We start from the raw sequence: 21954 nt of genomic DNA on the forward strand, positions 1-21954 counted from the left end.
AATCTAAAACAGATAGTATTCTCTACCTCTATACCCCTACCTCTTAAAAAAATAGGGTAGATTCTTACATAACAGAAGGCAGGCAAGTTACCGACATAATCTTATTTCACGAAAGTGATCGGGAAATTTATCTCACCGGATGAAAGATTTCTTTCCGCTATCATCGAAATACCACATCTCAACTTTATTCCTTTTGACGGCTTTTTATCCGGCATAAAATAGAAGAATAGTCTTTTTCAAAAGAGCCGCTCACCCGAGATATTCAGGAGAAATCTGCGTTGAAAATAGTAAAAACGCTGGCATTAATGGCAGGTCTGTCCACTTTTTTCGCTTTACCCGCCTATGCTGACGGTCTGATAGATCAGGTTAACGGTATAACATTTGATAATAAAGGGCATCCTTATCGCTTTAACGGCCTCCAGATTGACCGCGAAGGCAAGGTTGTCAAACTACTCAGTAAAAATGACAAAAGGCCATCTTCGCCTGATTTTTATCTCAATGGGCAAAATAAAACGCTTATTCCTGGCTTTGTTGAGGCACATAGCCATGTCATGGCTTTAGGAGAGCAGGCTTTAGAACTGGATCTTTCCGACAGCCATTCCTTGGCGGAAGCGCAAGAAAAACTGAAAAAATTTGCGGATGAGCATCCTTCTGCTCGCTGGATTTTAGGCAGCGGTTGGAATGAACAAATATGGCATAGCCCGACCATGCCACAGGCCAGCGATATTGATAAAATCGTGAATGACCGTCCTGTTTGGTTGTTGCGTTCTGATGGCGATATCGGATGGGCGAATAGTCTCGCTTTGGAAAAAGCCCAAATCAAACCGGCTCAAAATGCAGATAAAAGCAGCCCCATCGGTATCCTGACAGGGGATTCTATCACGCGGATGAAACAGGCCATTCCACCGTTACAGCCGGTTGATCGCGATGCTGCTTTTCTAAAAGCGCAAAAGATATTTCTCGAACGCGGCATTACCACAGTCACGGATATGGGAAGCTCGGTTGACGACTGGAATATTATGCGCCGTATGGGGGATATGGGGAGGCTGCGCCTACGAATAAAATCCTATGCCCAAGGATTGGAACCCTTACTATCCATCGCCGGCAAATATCCGACAGCTTTATTATATAATGGTCACCTCTCGATGAGCGGCGTGACCTTCTCGATTGATGGGAATATCGTTTCGCGTCATGCGTGGCTGAAACAAGCTTATGCCGATAGTAATCAGCAAGGCAGCGATAATCTTAACGATGCCAAATTACGCAATCTAATGAGCCGCGCCGCGATGGATGGTTTTCAGGTTGCGGTTCAGGCCTCCGGCGATGCTGCCAATAACCAGCTTTTAAATGCGATTGATGAATTATCCGAAAGCTATAAAGGCGATCGGCGTTGGCGGATGGAAGATGCCAGCCTTATCGACAGCGAAGATTTTAAACGACTGTCGAAATATGATTTAGTCGTCTCGATGCAGCCTTCCAGCTATTTTACGGATAAATCCGTGATCGAACAGCGGATAGGCGCGAACCGACTTTCAGAAATAGAGGCATGGGATACTCTGATTGATCACTCAGTTCCGGTGACCTTCGGGGCTATTTCAGCTTCACCCTTTGAAACGATGGCTGATATTCTTGATCGCCAAGACAGTCATCCCGATCAAAAAGACAAAAAGATCAATCGCGAAAGCCTTTTCGCCTATTATACCATTCAACCGGCCTATGCCTCTTTTTCGGAAAAGCAGGTTGGGCGACTAATGGCGGGTTATTATGCTGATTTTATCTTTGTCGATCGTGACCCGCTGACGGTTGATAACAACGCTTTACGCCAGACCAAAATCTTGGAAACATGGGTTGGCGGCCGACAAGCATGGTCACAAAATTCTAACAAATAAAAGGCAAGGATGCTGCCAATATCAAATTGGCAGCATATCTTTACAGGCTTTATTTTAAACCAACCGTGATACGCGTATCAGGCTTCAATGCCTCGGTAGAGGTCACCGGATAAGCACAATAATCCGCAGCAAAATAAGCGCTTGGACGATGGTTGCCGGATAAACCGACCCCACCAAAGGGAGCCGTTGATGGCGCGCCATTGGTAGGACGGTTCCAGTTAATAACACCCGCCCGCACTTCATCACGGAAGCGCATAAAATCTTCTGGGGAATCATCGACCAAAGCCGCCGACAATCCAAATCGGGTATTATTGGCTTCTTTAATGGCAGCCTCAAAATCGGATACGCGAATAACTTTCAAGACAGGCGCAAAGATTTCTTCATCCACCTTGTCGGCACAATCGGTCATATCTAACAGGGCAGGGGTCAAAAAAGGCTTGTCTTGCTCAAGACGCTGTAACGGATGGAGTATTTTGGCACCATTCGCAACCAGATCATTATAGGCTTTTTCAGCATGATCGGCGGCGGCATTGTCAATCACTGATCCCATAAAAGGCTGGGGATCAGCAAAAGGCTGGTCAATAATCAACCGCCCAATTAACCGCTGAATAGCGTCTAATAAAGGCTGATGTTTGCCATCCTCTACAATCAACCGGCGCGCACAGGTGCAACGCTGCCCCGCTGATAAATAAGCGGATTGAACAGCAATAGCCGCTGCGGATTCAATATCCTCGCTATTCCAGATTACCAGCGGATTGTTCCCGCCCATTTCCAAGGCCAAAATCCGCCCGGGATTTTCGGCAAAAACGCGGCTTAAAGCAACGCCGCCTTGCGAAGATCCGGTAAATAACAAGCCATCAATACCATTATGGCGGCTCAAGGCTTCACCTTCAGCCCGTCCACCAATCAGTAATTGAACGACCTCTTTTGGCACACCGGCTTCATGATAACATTGCACCAGAAATTCGCCGGAGGCAGGCGTTTTTTCCGATGGTTTGAAAATAATGACATTACCGGCAATCAAGGCCGGAACAATATGACCATTTGGCAGATGTGCCGGAAAATTAAACGGGCCTAATACCGCCAAAACACCATGCGGCTTATAACTAATTCCGCTTTTAATATTGGGCGCGATATCCGGCAAAGCGACTGGATAACTGCGGTCTTTATAGGCGAGAATAGATATATCGACCTTATTGGCAACGATCTGGGCTTCGGTTTTCGCTTCCCAAAAAGGTTTACCGGTTTCTCTCGCGATAATACTGCCGAAAATATCAGCTTTTTCGCGAATAATCGCGGCAAAACGTTCTAAAATAACAATCCGGTCTTCTAAAGCCGTTTTCGCCCATCCGCTCAAAACAGAACGGGCGCGGCTGACGGCTTGATCAACATCCCCCACTGAACCTTGCCATAGTATTTGACCCGTCACTGGATCAGTCGAAATAATCATCTCTGACATTTTATATCCCCTCTTCCTCATTTTTTCTTAAAAGCCTTGCTCTTTACTGAAAAGAACGCTCGAATGCTTTTGTTCAGGCTATCGCAAAGCAGAAAATCAGACAATCAATAAAGCTTTGGATTTATTCCGGAGTAAACAACGATAATAAATTTTAGGAAGGATGATTGTTTTTCGCGACTGGCCACCCCATCATTCATCTTGCCTGCCCAAGGCGTAAAGTTTCCCTAACGGCATGGAAAGCAAAGATGATTTGCCCAAAGGTCGTGAAAACAGACAAAAAGATAGTGTTATGACGAATTTGCTCGATCCAGATGCCCGAGGGCGGGTTATTCTTGTGGGTGCCGGCCCCGGCAACCCCGAACTACTGACCTTGCGTGCTGTTGAGGTGCTTCGGCAAGCGGATGTTGTAGTCTATGATGCGGAAATAGACGAAGGTATTCTTACCTATATTCCGAAAACGGCACAGGCAATTTCGGTCTGTTCCGAGAGTGAAGGGGAAAAGAACGAACGGCAACCTTTAACACAGGGCGAAATTAACGCTTTGGTAATCGCGCATGTCCGAACCGGTTCGATTGTGGTTCGCCTGAAAGGGGGTGACCCTTTTGTTTTCGGTCGGGGCGGGGAAGAGGTTGAGGCTGTTCGGGCAGCCGGTATGCCGGTGGAAGTGGTGCCGGGGGTTTCTGCGGCTTTGGGTTGTGCGGCTGATGCGATGTTGCCGCTGACTCATCGGGGCTTATCGGATGTCGTCAGCTTTGTTTCCACACCGGAACAGGAAACCGCTTCTTCGGTGAATTGGAAAGGCCTTGCTGGATCGGGGCATACCTTGGTCGTTTATATGGACATCAAAAAAGCGCGTTTTATCACGCAATGCTTGATCCATGAAGGCATAGACAGCCATATCCCCGTTGTAATTATCGAGCGCGGGACGTGCAAGGACAGCCGTATTATACGCTCTGTGCTTATCAATCTTGAAAATACGATTCAAAATGAAAAAGTTGTCGGGCCCGCTATTTTAATCGTCGGGGATGTCGCTTTATTCGCTAAACCCAAAAATACACTGCATCAGGATTACGAAGAACTGGACGCTATGGCCGATTAACGGCTTTTTCTTTTATCAGAAAATCAGACGTTAACGCCTTTATTTAAAATTCAAAATAACGCTGCAATTGATAAAAAATCTTCCGGCCAAGTCTTTTGACCGGAAGATTTTTTAATATCACAAAGGAACTCAGGCCGCCAAAACGCCAGTTGCTTGACCGGCTTTTTTAAACATCGCCAGAATTTCAGTGACATCATCGTCGCTATGCTCGGCACAAAGCGAACAACGCAGCAAGAACATACCGGCAGGCGTTGCCGGTGGGCGTGCCAGATTGACATAAAGACCCAGCTCAAGCAGATTTTGCCACATGGCAACGGCTTGTTCCTGATCCGGCAGGATGACCGCAATAATTGCAGATTGAGCTGTTTCCGTTCCCAGATTGAAACCCATTTCCTTCAGGCCGCTATGCAAACGACGGGAGTTCTTCCAAAGATGTTCCCGCTTGTCATTGGCCTTTTGAAGTTTGCGGATAGAAGCCTCTGCGGTAGCGACCACACTTGGCGGCAAAGACGCCGTAAAGACATAAGGACGGCATACCAATCGCAGCACTTCAAATTGAGGATGGTTGGAAACACAGAAACCGCCAACAGTGCCAACAGATTTTGAAAAAGTGCCGACGATAAAGTCAATCTGACCTTCAAGCCCCAATTCTTCAAAGACACCACGGCCGTTTTTCCCAAAGAATCCCATACCATGGGCTTCATCATCAAGAATCAAGGCATCGTGCTTTTTGGCGATGGCAACCATCTCTGCCAAAGGCGCAATATCGCCCAGCATTGAATAAACGCCTTCCAAAACAACGAGTTTGCCTGCTTCTTTGGGTAAACGGGCAAGACGACGATCAAGATCTTCGGGAGAATTGTGACGAAAACGGATGATTTCCGCATTGCCAAGACGGCAGCCATCATAAATCGAAGCATGGCTATCGGCGTCGATAATGACATATTCGCCTTTACCCGCCAAAGTTGAAATCATACCAAGATTGGCCTGATATCCGGTTGAAAAGACCATGGCATGTTCCATACCGTAATAGTCTTTCAAGGCTTCTTCACAGGCCTTATGCCCCTGATAGGTGCCATTTAAAACGCGAGAACCGGTGGTGCCTGCGCCGAATTCTTTTAATGCCTTTTCACCGGCAGCAATAACGTCGGGGTCAAAAGTCATCCCCATATAGTTATAGGTGCCAAGCAGGATAACCGGCTTCCCTTTAATAATGGCCTTTGTCGGGGATAATACCTTTTCCATCACCACGGCAAAAGGATCACGGCCGCCATGACTTAACATTTCCTTACGGATAGCAATCAGCGGGTCAAATTTTGAAAAAAGATCAGTCACCTGCACATACTTTCAATTCTTATTCTTTTCAGACGGTATCAACCGCCTATCTCTTTGGGAATATCGATTATTTTTCGTTTACCAGCTTTTCAATTACCGCCACAAGCTGGCCGACAGTTTCAATTTCAGCCTGTAAATTCATCGAAATCGAAATATCGAACTCATCTTCAACGGCAGCAACGAAATCCATAACCGTCAAACTGTCCCATTCAAGGCCAGTCGCAAAGCTGGTCTCTTCGGTCAAAGGAACCGCTTTTTTGTTGAACGGTTCGATAAGCGCGACAGTCTGCTGCCAAATAGCCTTATTTTCAGTCATAATTGATATCCCTTCACTCAACAAAAGCGCATTTGTTACGTAATTAAAGGTATTAAACTAAAATATTTTTTTTTCCTGTCTTTATTCGGGAAAAACAGCACCCCCATGGGTATGCTCCACATATAAGGCGCTAACATGGGCAAAAATATGTCTCCGTTATGGAGTTGGTTAATCTAGGAATGCTCCGCTTTGACAGAGAAGATAGCCTACAGACATCGACATCACGAGTAATAGCGAGAGCATGTCTAAACAGGGAGTATACGCGATGGTGGGACTGGAAAAATCCGCAAGCACCAATCCTTCTTTCTATAATCTGGGCAATGTGCAAAAGAGCCAAGGCGCTTTGCTTTATAAAACGGCGCCCCAGATTTTGGTGATTGCCTCGGATGCCGAGCGGCAAACGGAATTAGAAAATTCCGTTACCCATATGGGTTTTACAACCCGTATGTTTCCGATGGATGAAGCGGTAGAAGTTTTGCGAAATGGCATGGCGGGGGATGCTATTTTGCTTGATATGACATCGCTTCAAGATGAAAAACTAGCCGATGAACTGATGGATGCGGTTCTTGCCAGATTGTCTTATGACGTTATCGGGGTGGTTTTGAATATCCCCTTGGCGTTTATCGATATGGCCTATAACCGTTTCTTTGAAACGGATGTACAGTTACTGGTCGGCGGCGATGAAAAAAGTTGGCTCCCTGCTTTAAAAAAGGCGGTTCGTCCTCTTTCTTTAACTCTGCATGATGTGGTTTCCGACACAAGAAGACCACCGTTAAAAACGATCAGCGAAGAAGTCAGCCGCATTGCCAGAATGCTGGAATCATTATCCAGTGAAGAAAATGCCAAGATGAATTACGCGCTGCCCTCTTCTTTTAACGGGGAAAGCCGTAGCAATGGGGTTGTCACGACCGAAGCACAACCCGAACAAAAGAAGATCAATATCAATGCCGCTGTGGTTCGGGCTATCATCCGTTCACGCCGCTTGCGGGATCAGTATTTCTCGGCTTCGCTTTTCGCGGATCCGGCTTGGGATATGCTGCTAGACCTGACGGCTGCCCGATTAGAAGGCCGCCAAGTCTCGGTTTCCAGCTTGTGTATCGCTTCCGCCGTGCCGCCAACCACAGCCTTGCGCTGGATCAAATCATTGACGGAAGAAAAAATCTTCGTCCGTATCGCCGATCCTCGCGATGGCCGCCGCGTCTTTATCCAGCTGTCAGATATGGCGATGGATGCCATGATTCCTTATCTTGCTGCCTCAATCAGCCTTGTCATGCGCGCGCTTTAAAATAACCTATAAAACTCTACCCACTAAAAAAGCCCGCATGATGCGGGCTTTTTTATAAAATCATTGTAGATCTGCATCTCTAATTTCAAAGGGTCTAAGTGCGTCCTTAATATTCTTTATAAGGTGTTGATGGCCCTCTAGGTTTTGTTGACAAAGGAAGGTAACCACAATTTTACGGCCGCGAGATGAAGGAAGGCGAGAAAAGATTTTCTGGTTTTGTCATAGCGTGTGGCAATGCGCCTGAACTGCTTTAGCTTATTAAACATCCGCTCAATACGATTACGATCTTTGTAGTGCTGGAGATTATAAGGAATAGGCTTTTTTCGATTGGAACGAGGCGGGATAACAGGAAGAATGCCTCGAAAAAGCAGTTTTTCGCGTAACCTATCGCTATCATATCCTTTATCAGCGAGAAAACAGTGGGGTGTTGTGACAGGGATATCTATCAAGCTATCAGCGCCAGAATAATCAGAGACCTCACCACCGGTTAGTGCGAAAGCTAGAGGGCGGCCTTGACCATCGGAACGGGCGTGGATCTTGCTCGTAAAGCCTCCGCGACTGCGACCAAAGCCTTCCTTATACGTCCCCCTTTTGCGCCAGCCGCTTGGCTGTGGGCGCGAATAATCGTACTATCTATCATATGTTGCCAGTCATCTGTCAGGCCAAGGTCAACGAGAGTTTCAAGAAGAGCGTCCCACACACCCTGTTCTGCCCACCTACGAAACCGAACATAGACCGAATTCCATTTCCCATAACGTTCATGCATATCTCGCCACGGGCAGCCTGTTCGAAGCACATAAAGCATACCATTGAGAAATAACCGATTACTTTTGGCGGGACGCGCGCAGCGGCCTCGTTCGCTTGGAAGAAGACCCTGTATTATCTCCCACTCCGCGTCCGTCAGATCTCCTCGCATCCTATCTACCCTACAAAACTTGTTCTCAAGTTATCTCTAAAAATCTTAAATTATACCCTTTGTCAACAGAACCTAGTATCCACTCTGGTTTAATTCCAATTTTTTGAGCTAATTTTTTGATAGGTTCAGGCATAACTTTATTTTGGTCAATAGATAGCTTATACTCTTCTTCAGAAGATTTCGTGTCGATATCTGATTCAAATATTCCATTCTTATCCAAAAAAGAAAACATTATACTACAGATAGTACTCTCACATTTTCTGATAATATCTAAAAGATACTTTGCAAAACTTTTATAGCTTTTGCTACCCAATCGATTGGGTATTTTTTCTGGTGCTATAATTAAAACAAAATTATTTTTAATATGAGCATTTGCGGTGATATCTAATCCGCGATGAACAATAGCATTTCGGATTTCATGTATATATAAATAATTAGATTTTCCATCTGGAAAATCTTCAAATGAAAACTGAGAGTGCAATGTTTTTTGTAAATCATCATCTTTAAATTTTTTTTGCTCAAAGATAAGATCTACTGCTGAAATCAAATTTATAAAATAATTAGAATAGTGAATCCTCATATCTATACAATCACCTGTAGAAAGAGGCGTTCGAAATTTTAAGGCTGTACGAAGTGCTGTCTTTCTAGCTGTCATATACCATAAGAATGATTGTAATATTTTTTGATCTTCGCTGCTTAAAACCATTATGGTCTCCTAGAGAACTAAATAATACATTCTTTTTTCTATAGAGACCATAATGGTAATTTGTCTGTTCAAAAATTGAATGCTATTCCCATTCAATCGTTCCGGGTGGCTTAGAGGTGAAATCATAGGTCACACGGTTAATGCCTCTGACCTCATTCACAATACGGGTGGCGACATTGGCGAGAAATTCCGGCTGGAAAGGATAGATTTCAGCGGTCATTCCGTCGGTCGAAGTCACCGCTCGCAAGGCGCAAACAGAATCGTAAGTTCTGCCGTCACCCATCACACCAACGGTTCTGACGGGTAACAATACCGCAAAAGCCTGCCAAATCGCATTATACAAACCAGCATTACGGATTTCTTCAAGATAAACCGCATCCGCCTTACGCAAAATATCGCAGCGTTCCTTGGTCACTTCACCCGGAATACGGATAGCCAGACCAGGACCTGGGAAGGGATGACGATCGACGAAGATGTCAGGCATTCCCAATTCGCGCCCTAAATCGCGGACTTCATCCTTGAACAATTCACGAAGCGGCTCGACCAGCTTCATATTCATGCGTTCGGGCAGGCCACCAACATTGTGATGGCTTTTAATCGTTACCGACGGGCCTCCAAGGAAGCTCACGCTTTCGATCACATCAGGATAAAGCGTGCCTTGAGCAAGGAAGTCGGCACCACCGATTTTTTTGGCTTCTTCTTCAAAAATTTCGATAAAAGTTTTGCCGATGAATTTTCGCTTGGTTTCAGGGTCAGTTACGCCCTTTAAACCAGCCAAGAAGCGGTCTTCAGCATTCACGTGAACCAGTTTGATACCATAATGCTCACGGAACAGGGAAACGACCTGCTCGGCTTCTCCCTGACGCATCAAACCATGATCGACAAAAACACAAGTCAACTGGTCGCCAATAGCTTCATGCACCAAAACGGCAGTCACAGAAGAATCAACACCACCAGACAAGCCGCAAATAACACGACCATCGCCGACTTGTTTGCGGATTTCAGCAATTTTTGTCTGACGAAATTCCGCCATCGTCCAATCACCGGCCAAACCGCAGATGTCATGGACAAAATGAGCGATCAGCTTACCTCCATCAGGGGTATGCACCACTTCAGGATGAAATTGCATGCCATAGAAACGGCGGTTTTCATCAGCGATCAAAGCGAAAGGCGCACCATCAGAAACCGCAATAGGCTTAAAGCCTTCAGGCAAAGCCTCGACCCGATCGGCATGGCTCATCCATACTTGATGCTTTTCGCCGACCTTCCACAAATTTTCAAACAGAGGCGAGGGGGCGATTACATCAATAAAGGCACGGCCAAATTCGCCATCAACATCATTGGCGGTAACTTTGCCGCCCAATTGATGGCACATAACCTGCTGCCCATAGCAGATGCCGAAAATCGGAATACCTGCCTGAAAGAAGGATTCCGGCGCTCTCGGGCTGCCTTCTGCGACAACAGAAGCCGGACTACCCGAAAGGATAATACCTTTTGGCTGCAAGCGCTGAAAGGCTTCTTCTGCACGGTTAAAAGGGACAATTTCGCTATATACACCGGCTTCACGGACACGGCGAGCGATAAGCTGGGTGACTTGGCTTCCGAAATCGACAATGAGAATCGATTCAGAAACAATTTTATCGGCGATTGAAGAAACGGACATAGAGCTTTCGATAAGGGGGGAAAACGCTCCTGTCCAGATGCTTCATGCCAGAAGAACACTTCCTGTCCTTAATCAGGCCAATTTTTTTAACAGGACTTTCAGATTCAAGCTTTTTTAATGATTGTCTGAAAAGGATGCGCTGATATTCTTGGCTTATCAAGACCTCCTTCTGCCTCTTCTTTTCAGATGACACAGAAGGAAGCCCGCCACTCTTTGCTATTAAGCTTTTTCTGTTTTCAACAAATGGCTGTAATAGGTCTTTACCCCTTGTAGAGGGGCTATCGGATTATGTCCTGTTATCCGATCTTTTGTGACCAAGGTTGTTGCTGGTGCTTCGGAATAGCGATAGAATAAACTATCATGTCCAACGCATAATCCCATGACAACATTCAGCTCGGTTTTTTGTTTGTTAAGCAATTTTGCTTGCCAGACCGGATTGCATATCCGTTCAAAAGGCTGCCGCAAATATTGCAGCTCAATATTTATCTTGGTCTTCTCGACGGCACCTACTTTGCAAGCCACTCCAAACGCCTCAAACCCCTTGGCTTTCAAAATACGCGCGAAAATACGACTTTCTTCTATAAGGCCAATACAAGTCGCAATCCCGATTTTCTTGGCATTAATCCGGCGAGCAAACTCCATAACCTCTTCAACACGGGTATATTTGCCATAGAATGCGCCTTCGACTTCTGACCCCGCCACAGCCAGCCTGCGAACCTCTTGGTCATGACTATACAGCTCTATAATATCATCAATTTCTTGATCGGAGAGGCTGACGGTTGGACAGAATTCGGGATATTTTCCGGCTTCTTTTTTGCAGGTATTAACTGCGCAATTAGTGCAGCTCAAACCATCATTTTCAGCTTTATTCGCCATTTTCCTGCTCCTAGGATGCCTCTATGCTGACATAGTCGGAAATCTGATACAGCTTTTCCGTGATATCCTGTCCGATGCCCGGCAATTCCGGCACTTTATAGCGGCCTTTGACCGGCTGATAATTATGCACACAAAGCTCTTCATATTCAGGCAGCAAAGTCTTTTGGTGATGCTCATGAATACAGAAATTCGGGATAGCAATTTCTGCATGTAAAGAGGCGGCTTCGGCTACACCTGTGCCTGCGACATGTGCCTGTACTGTGACTTCAAAAATATGCGCCATATCGGCAATTTTTTTAAATTCAGTGAATCCACCACAAGTTCCCAAATCGGGCTGAATAACATCGATTGAGCGGTCTTCAAGGAAAGGCAGGAATCCCCAGCGCGAGTAAATTCTTTCACCTGATGCCAAAGGAATATCTATCTTCCTCTTGGCCTCTTTCAAAAGACGAGGATTGAGGGGGGTATTAATTTCTTCATAGAAAAAGATATTGAATTCTTCGATCGCTTTCGCAAATTGAATCGCGCTGACAAGATCGGTATGGCCATGATTTTCGACAATAATATCGACATCAGGTCCCACGGCATTCCGAATAGCTTCGACGCGCTCTACACCGATTTTAATCGTTTCAGAGGGAAGGGGGCCTTCAAGAAAAACACCTTCTCGGCTACCATTTCGATCATGAGCCAAAACATCGACTTTGACGGCATCATAACCTTCTGCGACCGCTTTCAAGGCTTCTTCTGCATATTCTTCTTTACGGCCTTTCGATTTGCGCTCTTTTCCCCATCCAAACTGTAACTGCGAAGCATATACTCTTAAGTCTTCACGATTTTTACCGCCCAGAAGTTTATAAACCGGCAAATTCAAGGCTTTCCCTTTGATATCCCAAAAAGCGATATCAAAAGCGGATATGCCAGAGAAAATAACGGTTCCACCCCCTTGTCCCCAAAAGGTTTTTTTGAAGAGCTTTTCCCAAATAGCCTCAGTGTTAAAGGGATCTTCGCCTATTAAAAGAGCCGCATAATCTTTTAAAATACCAGCCGCCGCACTGCCGCCAACACCATAGGCAATACCGGCTTCACCAAGACCATAGATACCTTCATCCGTAGAGACTTTTACGAGAATAGGACGCTGACCGGATTGGGGGCGGGTATGAACATGAAATATTTCAATTTTGGTAATCTTCATTTTACAAGCCTCATTTTGAAATTTTAGTATAAAAAAATTAGATATAATAATTTTTCATTATAAAATTGAGGATTTCATTTTCAAAACAGGCGAAATGTCTGTCTTTAACTCTTGGCCTTGGAAGGGGAATTTCGCGATCCAGACCAATCTGTCCCTTTTCAAGAGCGATGACACGGTCAGCTAAATAGACGGCTTCACTAACGTCATGGGTCACCAATAGAACCGTAAATTTTTGTTCAAGCCATAAGCTTTCAATAAGCTTTTGCATCTGAACACGGGTCAAGGCATCTAACGCACCCAAAGGTTCATCCAGCAGAAGAATTTTGGGTTTCCCAGCCAAGGCTCTTGCAAGCGAAACGCGTTGACATTGACCGCCAGATAGAATCTCTGGCCACTCGTTTTCTTTGTCCAGAAGGTTGACCGATTCCAAGGATTCACGGGCGGTCTTTTTATCTCGATCTTTGGCACCCAAACGAACATTGTCGAGAACGCTTCGCCAAGGTAATAATCGCGCTTCCTGAAAGAGATAGCGGACAGACGGATTTATTTTTCTTCTTTCTTTTCCATCAATCAGAAGCTGACCGGAAGTTGGGCGTTCCAGATGAGAAATTAATCGTAAAAGGGTGCTTTTGCCGCAACCGCTTTCTCCGACCAAAGCCACAAATTGCCCTTCTGGAATCGCGATATCGACATCTTTTAAAACTTCTACCGTTCCAAAATTTTTTCGTAATTTGGAAAGTTGGATAGATATCTTTTCCATCTAGCTTTCCTCCAAAATTTTTCTGTAATTTTGATGCCAGCGTAAAAGATGCTTTTCGATTTTCGCAGCGGCAAAGTCTGAAAAACTGCCCAAAACCGCATAGATAATGAGAGTTAGAACGATAATATCGATCTGCATGAATTCCCTGGCATTGGTCGCCATATAGCCAATGCCTGATTTGGCAGCCACGGTCTCAGCAACGATCAAGGTGATCCACATTCTGCCCAAAGACTGGCGAATTCCCACCATGATAGAAGGGGTTGCACCGGGGAAAATGATATTTTGAAAGGTCTCTCTATGGGTCAATCCATAGACTTTTCCCATTTCCAGCAATTTTTTGTCGATATGGCGAATGCCATAAAAACTATTCAGATAAATCGGGAAAAAGCATCCCAAAGCAATCAATATAATTTTGGAAGTTTCTCCCAAGCCAAACCAGATTAAAATAAGCGGCAACAAGGCAAGATGCGGCACGTTGCGGATCATCTGAATAGGCGTATTCAATATTTCTTCAGCTATTTTGAATTGGCCGTTCAAAACCCCCAGCAAAAATCCGATGCCACCACCGATAATAAATCCAGCGATAGCGCGCAGGCTGCTGACCCATAAATTATTCCAAAGAACGCCATTTTTTGTCAGTCTAACCGTTACATGCCAGACTGACTGGGGCGTCGGAAAAATACTTTCGCTATTCTGTCCTTGGGTAAGAAAAAACCATGCCAACAAGGCTATGATAGGAATCAGACAGGGAAAGAGAAATCTATGCCATAGAATAGTCTCAATAGGGAGTGAATTTACCGATTTCAGCCTTAAATGAATCGTCGAAAATTTCATGGATATCCCCCCGATTATTTAATAATTTTAAATCATGGAAGGTATCCGCTATGTCTTTTTCAGAAGAGATTGTTTTTTCATCTATCGGTGCCACTCTCGAATGGGATTGTTTGTTTTCTTGATTTAAAATCTGAAGGAAATCTTCTGGGGTCTGATTATTTTCATTGCTGTAAATTTCGGACCATTCTTCAGGATGTTCTCTCGCCCATTCATTGGCTTCGTGATAACGGGCAAGATAATCAACAAGAGCGGCGTGTTTTTTGGGATCATTGATGGCGGCTGGTGTGGCATACCAATAATAATCACCAGACAGAATTTTCTCTGCGGATTCTAGGCTCAGGACTCATTCTTTGAGATAGAAGATGAAACTTGCTGCGATATGGATTGCTGACATGAATGTGTGAGCGCACCGGTCGTATCGTGTTGCGACACGCCGCCAGTCTTTGAGCTTTGCGAACATATTTTCGATGAGGTGACGCTTTTTATACAGATGCCAGTCGTAAGGCGGCTTTGATTTCCGGTTCTTCTTCGGCGGAATACAGGCGGTGATATTCCGGTCTGCGAGAGACTGTCTGATTTTATTACTGTCGTATCCCCGGTCCCCGAGAATTTCTTGTGTTTCTTCCGGCAGATTTGCCAGCAGAACATCCGCGCCTTTGAAGTCACTGACCTGACCTGCGGTCAGATGCAGCCGGACAGGGCGGCCCTGACTATCGCATACAGCGTGAAGCTTTGAGTTCAGTCCGCCTTTCGTGCGTCCGATATGGCGGGGAAAAGCCCCTTTTTGAGCAGGGAGGCCGCTGTCCGGTGTGCTTTCAGATGTGTTGCATCGATCATCAGACGCTTCGAACGGCCTGCCTGCTCCGTCAGGGCGACGAAGATCCGGTCAAAGACACCCAGGCGGCTCCACCGGATAAACCGGTTGTATAAAGTCTTGTGCGGGCCATACGCTTTCGGGGCGTCTTTCCACTGAAGGCCGTTGCGGATCACGTAAACGATCCCGCTCAGGACACGACGGTCATCGACACGCGGCACACCATGCGCCAGTGGAAAAAACGGCTTAATCCGTTCCATCTGGTGCTCAGACAGCAAAAACACGTCACTCACAGCTTCACCTCCATCGGTAAACCTGTGAATCACAACAGCCCGCTCAACTCAAGAAATTAACAGGTCCTGAGCCTAGGGTAATGGAGGCACCGCCGTTATGGTCAATCGTATAACCATAGGTATCATTGCTGATATGGTTGTTATTTTTTGTCGGGGTGATCGCTTCATTTTTCAAAGCAGCCTGTAGCGCGGCATTATTTGTCACTTTCCCAGAGGGATAAGCCGTTTTTGCAGACGAAACAAAAATGCCATTTGGGACATTGTCGTTGGAATAAATATAATCCAATCCCAAAGTCACTTTTGTTCGGTCACTCGGCGTCCACAGGAATTTGGTTCTTCCACCCCGATGCTTATAGCCGTTGACCGTGTTTCCTAAAAAATCATTATGGACATTGCCATCGAAACCACTCACCAGAAAAGACGCATTAGCGGCCAGCTTATCTTTGATAATGCCACCGGAAATACCGCCCGAAATTCGGTATTCATTCCCTGAAAAATAAGAAGCCTCCCCAAAACCATGGAAGTCTTGGGTCGGGGCAGCTGTCACAATATTGATAAGTCCAGCCGACGCATTTTTCCCAAAACGGGTGCCTTGGGGGCCTTTTAAAACATCAATATGATCAACATCCAAAATGTCAGATGTGGCCTGTGCGCCTCGGGATAACACAACGCCATCAATAACCGTCGAAACAGAAGGCTCTAACCCGCGGGAATGGGCAACGGTGCCGATACCTCTGATAAAAATCGATCTATCTTTTGAAGAAGGAGCCGCACTAAAACTGGCAGAAGGAATAAAAGCCAACATACCCTGAAGATCGTGGACATTCAGCTTCTTGACCTGCTCTTTTGTAAAAACCGAAGTCGAAATCGGTGTCTTTTGATTGACCTCAAATCGACTTTTTGCCGTCACCTGAATCGTTTGTTTGTCTTCTGATACCTTGTTATCAGATGCCTTTGCATAAATAGGCGTCGATAAAGGACAGGCTATTATCAAAGATGACGCTATAGCCAATTTTCTTCTCATGGGTTCCCCCCTCCTCCGGTCCCTCAACCTCCCTAAAATGATTTCCTTCACTGACTTTAAAGACAACAAACAATTTATTTAATCACAGTAAATTATTCTTTCATTTTATATTTTGGTAATTTTAAAATCTTCGGAAAAGGGGAAATTCTTGCGGGAAAAAATAGATGAAATTTTCGAGAAATTTTTCTTTTTCATTTTTCCTAAAAATTAAAATTTTTACTTAAAAAATAACTTTAATTTAAACTTAAAATAAAGAATGAATTAAAAATTTAGATTTAAATTCCAAATTGCTTTTAAAAAAAGAAATGGATTTTTATGGCAAAATCAAAAGAAAATGATCTGATACCGGAATGGTGAAATCAGGCTTGGACATTGATAAATAGATATCTAAAAACGCATTATTTGATAAGGAAATATCCTCCTTTTGTGCCATACCGCCCATATTTTACGACAGATTTTTCTTCTGGAAATAATCCAAAAGACATAAAAGCACGGATAATATCGGAAGATTTTTGGAAAAATGATAAAGCCCTGATTGTGGGTCAATCTATCTTATTTTTGTTTTTTAAGGGATAAAGAATGCCAAGGATAACCATCCTATGATAAGACTTGCAAATCCCCATTTTTTTCTATCCCTAAGCCGAAAATTAACGCCATGGCTTGGCCTTGCGGGTATTCTTTTCAGCCTCGCTGGCATTATCGGCGGCTTATTCGTGACCCCGCCTGATTATTTACAGGGGGAAACCGTCCGTATTCTCTATATCCATGTGCCAACCGCATGGCTTGCCATGGGTGGCTGGAGCAGTATTGCCTTGGCCTCTTTGGTGCAATTTATCTGGCGACATCCTTTGGCGGGCATTGCTGCCAAATCCATGGCTCTACCGGGGGCAATTTTTACAGGACTTTGCCTTATGACCGGCTCAATCTGGGGAAGACCCACTTGGGGAACATGGTGGGAATGGGATGGTCGTCTGACCTCTGTTCTGGTGCTTTTCTTTCTCTATCTTGGCTATATCGCTTTATCCCGATCAGTCAGCAATTACAGCACAACCTCGCGCATACCGGCAATTTACGCCTTACTCGGTGCGATCAATTTGCCGATCATTCATTATTCTGTTTTGTGGTGGCGCACACTCCATCAAGGCCAAAGTATCAGCCTTACCCATTCTTCCATTGATCCATCGCTTTTATGGCCGCTGCCTTTGACTTTGATCGGCTTTTCCTGTCTCTTTGCGCTTATAACTCTTTTCAGGATGCGTCTTTTGCTTGCCAATGCCCAATATGAAGCTCGTCTCCGGCGGATGGCTGCCTTATGAATACGGCATCCCACCAATGGCCTTTTGTGATTGCGGCCTACAGCCTTGTTATAACCGTCACGCTTATCGCTTTATTCGGTAGTTGGTATCAGATGCGGCGGGCAGAAAAACGTCTGATGAAACTAAGCCGAGCAAAAAAAGATTCACCGCGCAAGGCCTGACCCAAAATAGACGGAGATATAAAGTGCAAGCCAAACATCAACGGCTTATTCTGGGGATTATCGCGCTTGCGGCGGTTATAGCTGCCGGTTTTTTGGCACTTGTCGCCTTTAAAAAGCAGGCTGCCTATTTCTTCACGCCCACAGATGCCGTCAAGGCGCATCTGCCCGTAAACCGGAATATCCGCTTGGGAGGAATGGTCGAACGCGGCTCGCTCATCCGTGAAAAAGACGGGGTAACCATCCATTTTCGGGTGACGGACGGTTACCAGAAAATTGCGGTTTCCTATCGCGGAATAGTGCCAGACCTTTTTCGGGAAGGTTCCGGCGTGGTCGCTGACGGTCATTTTGACCCATCCGGCTCTTTCATGGCTGAAACCATCCTCGCCAAACATGACGAACGCTACATGCCGCCGGTGACTCAACAGCAGGCGGCCGCGACCCAAACGACATTACAGGAAAAATGATGTGATTGCCGAATCCGGTCTTATCTTTTTGTGGCTCGCCGCCATGATGGCCTTGTTGCAAGGCCTCTTTGGCCTGTCTGTTCTGAATAATCGCCTTGATGACGTCTTCTCCGGTGCCGTCAAAATAACAGCCCTTATCCAAGCCGCCTTGGCGCTATCCGCTTTTGCAATGCTGCTTTGGTTGTTTATGCGGGTGGATTTATCGGTAACCTTGGTCGCTGAAAACGATCATTGGGCAAAACCGATGCTTTATCGTGTGGCTGCCAGTTGGGGCAATCACGAAGGTTCAATGCTGCTTTGGGTCACTATTCTCAGCTTTTGCGGGGCTTTGCTTGCGCTTTTTGGCGGGAAGATCGACCAGAAATTATTATCTTTGGCTTTGGGATCGCAAGCCTTTCTAGCCTTAGGCTTTTTTGCCTTTTTGCTCTTTGTTTCCAATCCTTTCGCTCGCCTCAATCCACCTGCGACAGAAGGCCTTGGCTTAAATCCGCTGTTACAAGACCCGGGATTGGCCTTTCATCCTCCAACGCTTTATCTTGGCTATGTCGGCCTATCGGTCGCTTTTTCTTTTGCGGTCGCCGCTTTACTGACAGGGAAAGCAGATCGTGCCTTTGCGAAAGCCATGCGCATTTGGGTTCTAGGCGCTTGGGTTTTTCTGACTATCGGCATTACCGCAGGCAGCTATTGGGCATATTACGAATTGGGCTGGGGCGGCTTCTGGTTCTGGGACCCTGTTGAAAATGCCGCTTTGATGCCGTGGCTCGCCGCTACCGCCTTGTTCCATTCCGTTTCCGTCCTCGCCAAAAGGGATTCTTTACGGGTCTGGACATTGGTCTTGGCTGTTACCGCTTTTTCAATGAGCATGATCGGCACTTTTCTGGTGCGTTCCGGTATTCTGGTCAGTGTTCATGCCTTTGCGGTTGATCCATGGCGGGGCAGTTTTATCCTTGGCTTGCTTGGGCTTTATATCGGTGGTGCCTTAGCCCTGTTTGCGCTTCGGATCGCTAAAATCCACCAAGGCAATCATTTTATTCTACCCAGCCGTGAAGCCGGTTTGGTGCTGAATAATCTTTTCCTCGGCGTCATTTTGGCAATCGTGCTGATTGGCACGCTCTATCCTCTTTTGGCGGAAATGATGAACGGAGAAAAACTATCCGTCGGCGCGCCTTATTTTAATATGATTATCACGCCGCTGGCCTTGCTTCTCTGCCTTTTGATGCCTTTCGGTACATTACTCCGCTGGAAACAAGACCGTTGGGCAAGTCTCAAATGGCCGCTTCTGGTCGGGGCAGGGCTATTCATCCTGACAGAAGTCATTCTTGCCTTAAAAGGCCTGTTCTCAACCGCACCTCTTGCCTCAATTTCTTTGGGCGTTGCGGTGATGGTAGGGCTTCTTTGCCTCTGGCCACTCCTCCGGCAAAAGACCATCCATCTCAATTTATGGGGCATGGTGCTGGCGCATCTTGGCATTGCGATAACTTTAGGCGGTATTGCGTCAGATACACTTTTTTCTCAAGAATTGCTCACCGCCCTCAAACCGCAACAAACGGCGCGTTTGGGTGATTGGCAACTGCATTTCGACAGGGTAATGCCCGATCTTGGTTCGGATTGGACAGCGATTGTCGCCGATATCCGCCTCGAAAGAAACGGACAATCTTTTACCCTTCATCCAGCTTTGCGGCATTTTACCAATCCTGTCACGGATACCAGTGAAACCGCCCTTAAAACAACAAAGGCCGGTCAACTCTATCTGGTATTGGGACAACAGGCCGAAGATGGTCGCTGGCAAATTCGTGCTTGGTGGAAACCTTTGGTAACGCTTATCTGGGATGGCGGTTTCCTAACCGCTTTCGGCGGCATACTGATCCTGCTGGATAGGCTTTTGCGCTATCTCCAGAAACGCCGTTATCAAAATCGCCCCGATGAAAGACAAAGGCTGTCTTTATGAAAACATGGCTAAAATGGCTGCCTTTTATTGGCTTTGCCGCTTGCTTCCTGTTTTTTCGACTAGCATTATCGCATCCTGAAAATACGGTGGTGCCTTCAAAACAGATTGGCAAAGCGCTCCCCGAATTTCAATTACCAGCGGTCTTGCCTGATATCGCAGGGGTCAATAGCCGTGAAATGAAAAACGGCCAGCCGCATTTTCTCAATATTTTTGCCAGTTGGTGCCTGCCTTGCGCCGAAGAAAGCGGCAGCCTCATGGCTATTCACGAAGCGGGCATTCCGATTATGGCGATTGCCATTCGGGATAAACCGGCTGACATCACCCGTTTTCTCAATCGCTATGGTAATCCCTATCAGGCCATCGGTATAGATCAGGGCAGCCAGATACAATTAGCTATCGGCTCTTCTGGCGTTCCTGAAAGCTTTCTGATCGATGGGCAGGGGGTTATCCGTTACCAGCATATTGGTGCCGTCACTGAAAAGGATTTGCCACAGCTTATGAGCATCTGGAGGCAGATAACCGCATGACATGGCTTAAACCCCTTGGGGCATTTATGGCTTTTCTGTTTCTCGCGGTGCCACTGACCGCTTTTGTGACGGCGGAGCAGCCCGCCGATCCTTATGCCGAACAGCCGCTTCAAAATCCGGTGCAAGAAAATCAGGCACAAGATTTGATGCACACACTTCGTTGTCTGGTTTGCCAAGGCCAATCCATCGCCGATTCCAATGCGGCAATGGCGGCCGATATGCGGGCAATTGTCCGTCATGACATTGAAAAAGGCTGGTCACCGGAAGAAGTGCGCCGTTGGTTTATCGACCGCTATGGCGATTGGGTCAGCTATAAACCGACATGGTCAAAAAGAAGCTGGCCATTATGGATTTTACCGCTTGTCGTTTTGTCGGCGGGGCTCTTTTTCATCATCCGCTTGTTCAGAAAAGAAGATAAAGAATGAATGGCTGGATTATCGCTTTTTCGCTGGCAGTCTTGCTTTTCCTGCTTTGTTGGAAGACGGCACGTTTTTCTTCTATGGCCTTGCAAGCCTTAGCGGCTGCCCTTTGTTTTGGCCTTGCGGGTTATGCATGGCAGGGTAGCCCTTTTCTCAAAGGCCACGCCGCCGAAGCACCGGAAGAAAATGGCCAAAAAGACGACCCGTTCATTACAGACCGTGGAATGTTCTTTTCGCGCTATGGCGAGGATGCCCGCGCCTTGATTACTTCTGATGCCTTCATTAAACAGGGGCAATATGCCTATGCGGTTGGCTGGCTGAAAAGCGAAATCAACCAACGACCGAATAGCGCTATGCTCTGGACTGCTCTCGGGGATGCCCTTGTTCAGGCTTCTGACGGACATCTTGTTCCAGCAGCCAAACTCTCTTTCGAGCAGGCCGAAAAATTGGCACCCCAAGCCGCAGGCCCCGCTTATTTTCATGCTGTTGCCTTACTGGGCGAAGGTCATCTGGATGAAACGCTGGCTATCTGGCACCGTCTCTTGACAGACGCGCCGGAAAAGGCTGCTTGGCGCCATAATATCGAAGAAAGAATGGCTATTCTTGAAAGGCTGAAAAGCAGCCTGTCCGATGAAAGTCATTAAATATTCATGTTGTT

The 21954-nt window shown here is 46.2% G+C and carries 21 protein-coding genes and 1 pseudogene; 10 read left to right on the forward strand and 12 right to left on the reverse strand.

Annotated elements, in window-relative coordinates:
* Positions 1-278: 278 nt before the first annotated feature.
* Entirely contained in the window at positions 279-1889 is a 1611-nt protein-coding gene (locus tag ZMOB_RS00355; RefSeq protein ID WP_014500313.1) for an amidohydrolase, read from the forward strand.
* A 49-nt stretch (positions 1890-1938) separates the two neighbouring features.
* On the opposite strand, the gene astD is transcribed toward ZMOB_RS00355, so the two are convergent.
* The gene (gene astD / locus ZMOB_RS00360; protein ID WP_014500314.1) at positions 1939-3348 is read right to left on the reverse strand and encodes a succinylglutamate-semialdehyde dehydrogenase; all 1410 of its coding nucleotides are present in this window, start codon (positions 3346-3348) and stop codon (positions 1939-1941) included.
* 232 nt (positions 3349-3580) lie between these two features.
* On the opposite strand from astD, the gene cobA reads away from it, so the two are divergent.
* Positions 3581-4447 (forward strand): uroporphyrinogen-III C-methyltransferase, encoded by an 867-nt coding sequence (gene cobA / locus ZMOB_RS00365; RefSeq protein ID WP_014500315.1) that lies wholly within the window; start codon positions 3581-3583, stop codon positions 4445-4447.
* A 129-nt stretch (positions 4448-4576) separates the two neighbouring features.
* Here cobA and spt read toward each other — a convergent pair whose 3' ends face one another.
* Both spt and ZMOB_RS00375 read right to left on the reverse strand, forming a co-directional pair.
* Positions 4577-5788, reverse strand: a complete 1212-nt coding sequence (spt, locus tag ZMOB_RS00370) for a serine palmitoyltransferase (protein ID WP_014500316.1) — start codon at positions 5786-5788, stop codon at positions 4577-4579.
* A gap of 61 nt (positions 5789-5849) precedes the next feature.
* Positions 5850-6098: an acyl carrier protein gene (locus tag ZMOB_RS00375; RefSeq protein WP_011241716.1), complete on the reverse strand. Its 249-nt coding sequence runs from the start codon at positions 6096-6098 to the stop codon at positions 5850-5852.
* A 265-nt stretch (positions 6099-6363) separates the two neighbouring features.
* Here ZMOB_RS00375 and ZMOB_RS00380 point away from each other — a divergent pair, with 265 nt between their 5' ends.
* Entirely contained in the window at positions 6364-7383 is a 1020-nt protein-coding gene (locus ZMOB_RS00380; protein ID WP_012816881.1) for a helix-turn-helix domain-containing protein, read from the forward strand.
* A 137-nt stretch (positions 7384-7520) separates the two neighbouring features.
* Here the strand turns inward: ZMOB_RS00380 and ZMOB_RS10540 are convergent.
* From ZMOB_RS10540 to ZMOB_RS00435, 9 genes and pseudogenes are all read right to left on the reverse strand, one after another.
* Positions 7521-8299 (reverse strand): annotated as a pseudogene (locus ZMOB_RS10540) (IS5 family transposase).
* 25 nt (positions 8300-8324) lie between these two features.
* Complete coding sequence (locus ZMOB_RS00395) at positions 8325-9005, reverse strand: hypothetical protein (RefSeq protein ID WP_014500317.1); 681 nt, start codon at positions 9003-9005, stop codon at positions 8325-8327.
* 82 nt (positions 9006-9087) lie between these two features.
* Positions 9088-10668 carry a glutamine-hydrolyzing GMP synthase gene (gene guaA / locus ZMOB_RS00400; RefSeq protein WP_014500318.1) on the reverse strand — a complete coding sequence of 527 codons (1581 nt, stop codon included), beginning with the start codon at positions 10666-10668 and terminating at the stop codon, positions 9088-9090.
* A 219-nt stretch (positions 10669-10887) separates the two neighbouring features.
* Positions 10888-11544, reverse strand: a complete 657-nt coding sequence (locus ZMOB_RS00405; protein WP_011241073.1) for a DUF1847 domain-containing protein — start codon at positions 11542-11544, stop codon at positions 10888-10890.
* A gap of 10 nt (positions 11545-11554) precedes the next feature.
* Complete coding sequence (locus tag ZMOB_RS00410) at positions 11555-12736, reverse strand: mandelate racemase/muconate lactonizing enzyme family protein (protein WP_014500319.1); 1182 nt, start codon at positions 12734-12736, stop codon at positions 11555-11557.
* 37 nt (positions 12737-12773) lie between these two features.
* Entirely contained in the window at positions 12774-13496 is a 723-nt protein-coding gene (locus ZMOB_RS00415) for an ABC transporter ATP-binding protein (protein WP_011241071.1), read from the reverse strand.
* Positions 13497-14330 carry an ABC transporter permease subunit gene (locus ZMOB_RS00420; protein WP_012816885.1) on the reverse strand — a complete coding sequence of 278 codons (834 nt, stop codon included), beginning with the start codon at positions 14328-14330 and terminating at the stop codon, positions 13497-13499.
* 343 nt (positions 14331-14673) lie between these two features.
* Positions 14674-15437, reverse strand: a protein-coding gene (locus ZMOB_RS09740; protein WP_099045773.1) for an IS5 family transposase whose coding sequence is annotated in 2 segments (ribosomal slippage) — positions 14674-15104 and positions 15104-15437 — 765 coding nt in all. Because the reading frame shifts where the segments join, the coding sequence is not laid out codon by codon here.
* A 43-nt stretch (positions 15438-15480) separates the two neighbouring features.
* Positions 15481-16461: a TonB-dependent receptor plug domain-containing protein gene (locus ZMOB_RS00435; RefSeq protein ID WP_252507287.1), complete on the reverse strand. Its 981-nt coding sequence runs from the start codon at positions 16459-16461 to the stop codon at positions 15481-15483.
* 599 nt (positions 16462-17060) lie between these two features.
* Here ZMOB_RS00435 and ccmC point away from each other — a divergent pair.
* Genes ccmC through ZMOB_RS00465 form a run of 7 tightly spaced genes read left to right on the forward strand, consistent with a single transcriptional unit; the run spans position 17061 to position 21940 of the window.
* Positions 17061-17777: a heme ABC transporter permease CcmC gene (ccmC, locus tag ZMOB_RS00440; protein ID WP_014500320.1), complete on the forward strand. Its 717-nt coding sequence runs from the start codon at positions 17061-17063 to the stop codon at positions 17775-17777.
* Complete coding sequence (locus tag ZMOB_RS10220) at positions 17774-17938, forward strand: hypothetical protein (RefSeq protein WP_011241066.1); 165 nt, start codon at positions 17774-17776, stop codon at positions 17936-17938. Before ccmC ends, ZMOB_RS10220 begins: the two co-directional genes overlap by 4 nt.
* 23 nt (positions 17939-17961) lie before the next feature.
* On the forward strand, positions 17962-18402 hold the full coding sequence (ccmE, locus tag ZMOB_RS00445; RefSeq protein ID WP_014500321.1) for a cytochrome c maturation protein CcmE: 441 nt from the start codon (positions 17962-17964) through the stop codon (positions 18400-18402).
* 1 nt (position 18403) lies between these two features.
* Complete coding sequence (locus ZMOB_RS00450) at positions 18404-20350, forward strand: heme lyase CcmF/NrfE family subunit (protein WP_011241064.1); 1947 nt, start codon at positions 18404-18406, stop codon at positions 20348-20350.
* Positions 20347-20877 carry a DsbE family thiol:disulfide interchange protein gene (locus ZMOB_RS00455; protein ID WP_014500322.1) on the forward strand — a complete coding sequence of 177 codons (531 nt, stop codon included), beginning with the start codon at positions 20347-20349 and terminating at the stop codon, positions 20875-20877. The genes ZMOB_RS00450 and ZMOB_RS00455 overlap by 4 nt, the downstream gene beginning before the upstream one ends.
* On the forward strand, positions 20874-21302 hold the full coding sequence (locus ZMOB_RS00460; RefSeq protein ID WP_014500323.1) for a cytochrome c-type biogenesis protein: 429 nt from the start codon (positions 20874-20876) through the stop codon (positions 21300-21302). The genes ZMOB_RS00455 and ZMOB_RS00460 overlap by 4 nt, the downstream gene beginning before the upstream one ends.
* Complete coding sequence (locus ZMOB_RS00465; protein WP_011241061.1) at positions 21299-21940, forward strand: tetratricopeptide repeat protein; 642 nt, start codon at positions 21299-21301, stop codon at positions 21938-21940. Before ZMOB_RS00460 ends, ZMOB_RS00465 begins: the two co-directional genes overlap by 4 nt.
* The last annotated feature ends 14 nt before the right edge of the window (positions 21941-21954 follow it).

The sequence above is a fragment of the Zymomonas mobilis subsp. mobilis ATCC 10988 genome (assembly GCF_000175255.2).
Taxonomy (GTDB): Bacteria; Pseudomonadota; Alphaproteobacteria; order Sphingomonadales; family Sphingomonadaceae; genus Zymomonas; species Zymomonas mobilis.

Coding starts and splice junctions, on each gene's coding strand:
- astD (WP_014500314.1), bottom strand. CDS start 3,348: ATGTCAGAGATGATTATTTCGACTGATCCAGTGACGGGTCAAATACTA.
- cobA (WP_014500315.1), top strand. CDS start 3,581: ATGGAAAGCAAAGATGATTTGCCCAAAGGTCGTGAAAACAGACAAAAA.
- ZMOB_RS00375 (WP_011241716.1), bottom strand. CDS start 6,098: ATGACTGAAAATAAGGCTATTTGGCAGCAGACTGTCGCGCTTATCGAA.
- ZMOB_RS00380 (WP_012816881.1), top strand. CDS start 6,364: ATGGTGGGACTGGAAAAATCCGCAAGCACCAATCCTTCTTTCTATAAT.
- ZMOB_RS00395 (WP_014500317.1), bottom strand. CDS start 9,005: ATGGTTTTAAGCAGCGAAGATCAAAAAATATTACAATCATTCTTATGG.
- guaA (WP_014500318.1), bottom strand. CDS start 10,668: ATGTCCGTTTCTTCAATCGCCGATAAAATTGTTTCTGAATCGATTCTC.
- ZMOB_RS00405 (WP_011241073.1), bottom strand. CDS start 11,544: ATGGCGAATAAAGCTGAAAATGATGGTTTGAGCTGCACTAATTGCGCA.
- ZMOB_RS00410 (WP_014500319.1), bottom strand. CDS start 12,736: ATGAAGATTACCAAAATTGAAATATTTCATGTTCATACCCGCCCCCAA.
- ZMOB_RS00415 (WP_011241071.1), bottom strand. CDS start 13,496: ATGGAAAAGATATCTATCCAACTTTCCAAATTACGAAAAAATTTTGGA.
- ZMOB_RS00420 (WP_012816885.1), bottom strand. CDS start 14,330: ATGAAATTTTCGACGATTCATTTAAGGCTGAAATCGGTAAATTCACTC.
- ZMOB_RS00435 (WP_252507287.1), bottom strand. CDS start 16,461: ATGAGAAGAAAATTGGCTATAGCGTCATCTTTGATAATAGCCTGTCCT.
- ccmC (WP_014500320.1), top strand. CDS start 17,061: ATGATAAGACTTGCAAATCCCCATTTTTTTCTATCCCTAAGCCGAAAA.
- ZMOB_RS10220 (WP_011241066.1), top strand. CDS start 17,774: ATGAATACGGCATCCCACCAATGGCCTTTTGTGATTGCGGCCTACAGC.
- ZMOB_RS00455 (WP_014500322.1), top strand. CDS start 20,347: ATGAAAACATGGCTAAAATGGCTGCCTTTTATTGGCTTTGCCGCTTGC.
- ZMOB_RS00460 (WP_014500323.1), top strand. CDS start 20,874: ATGACATGGCTTAAACCCCTTGGGGCATTTATGGCTTTTCTGTTTCTC.
- ZMOB_RS00465 (WP_011241061.1), top strand. CDS start 21,299: ATGAATGGCTGGATTATCGCTTTTTCGCTGGCAGTCTTGCTTTTCCTG.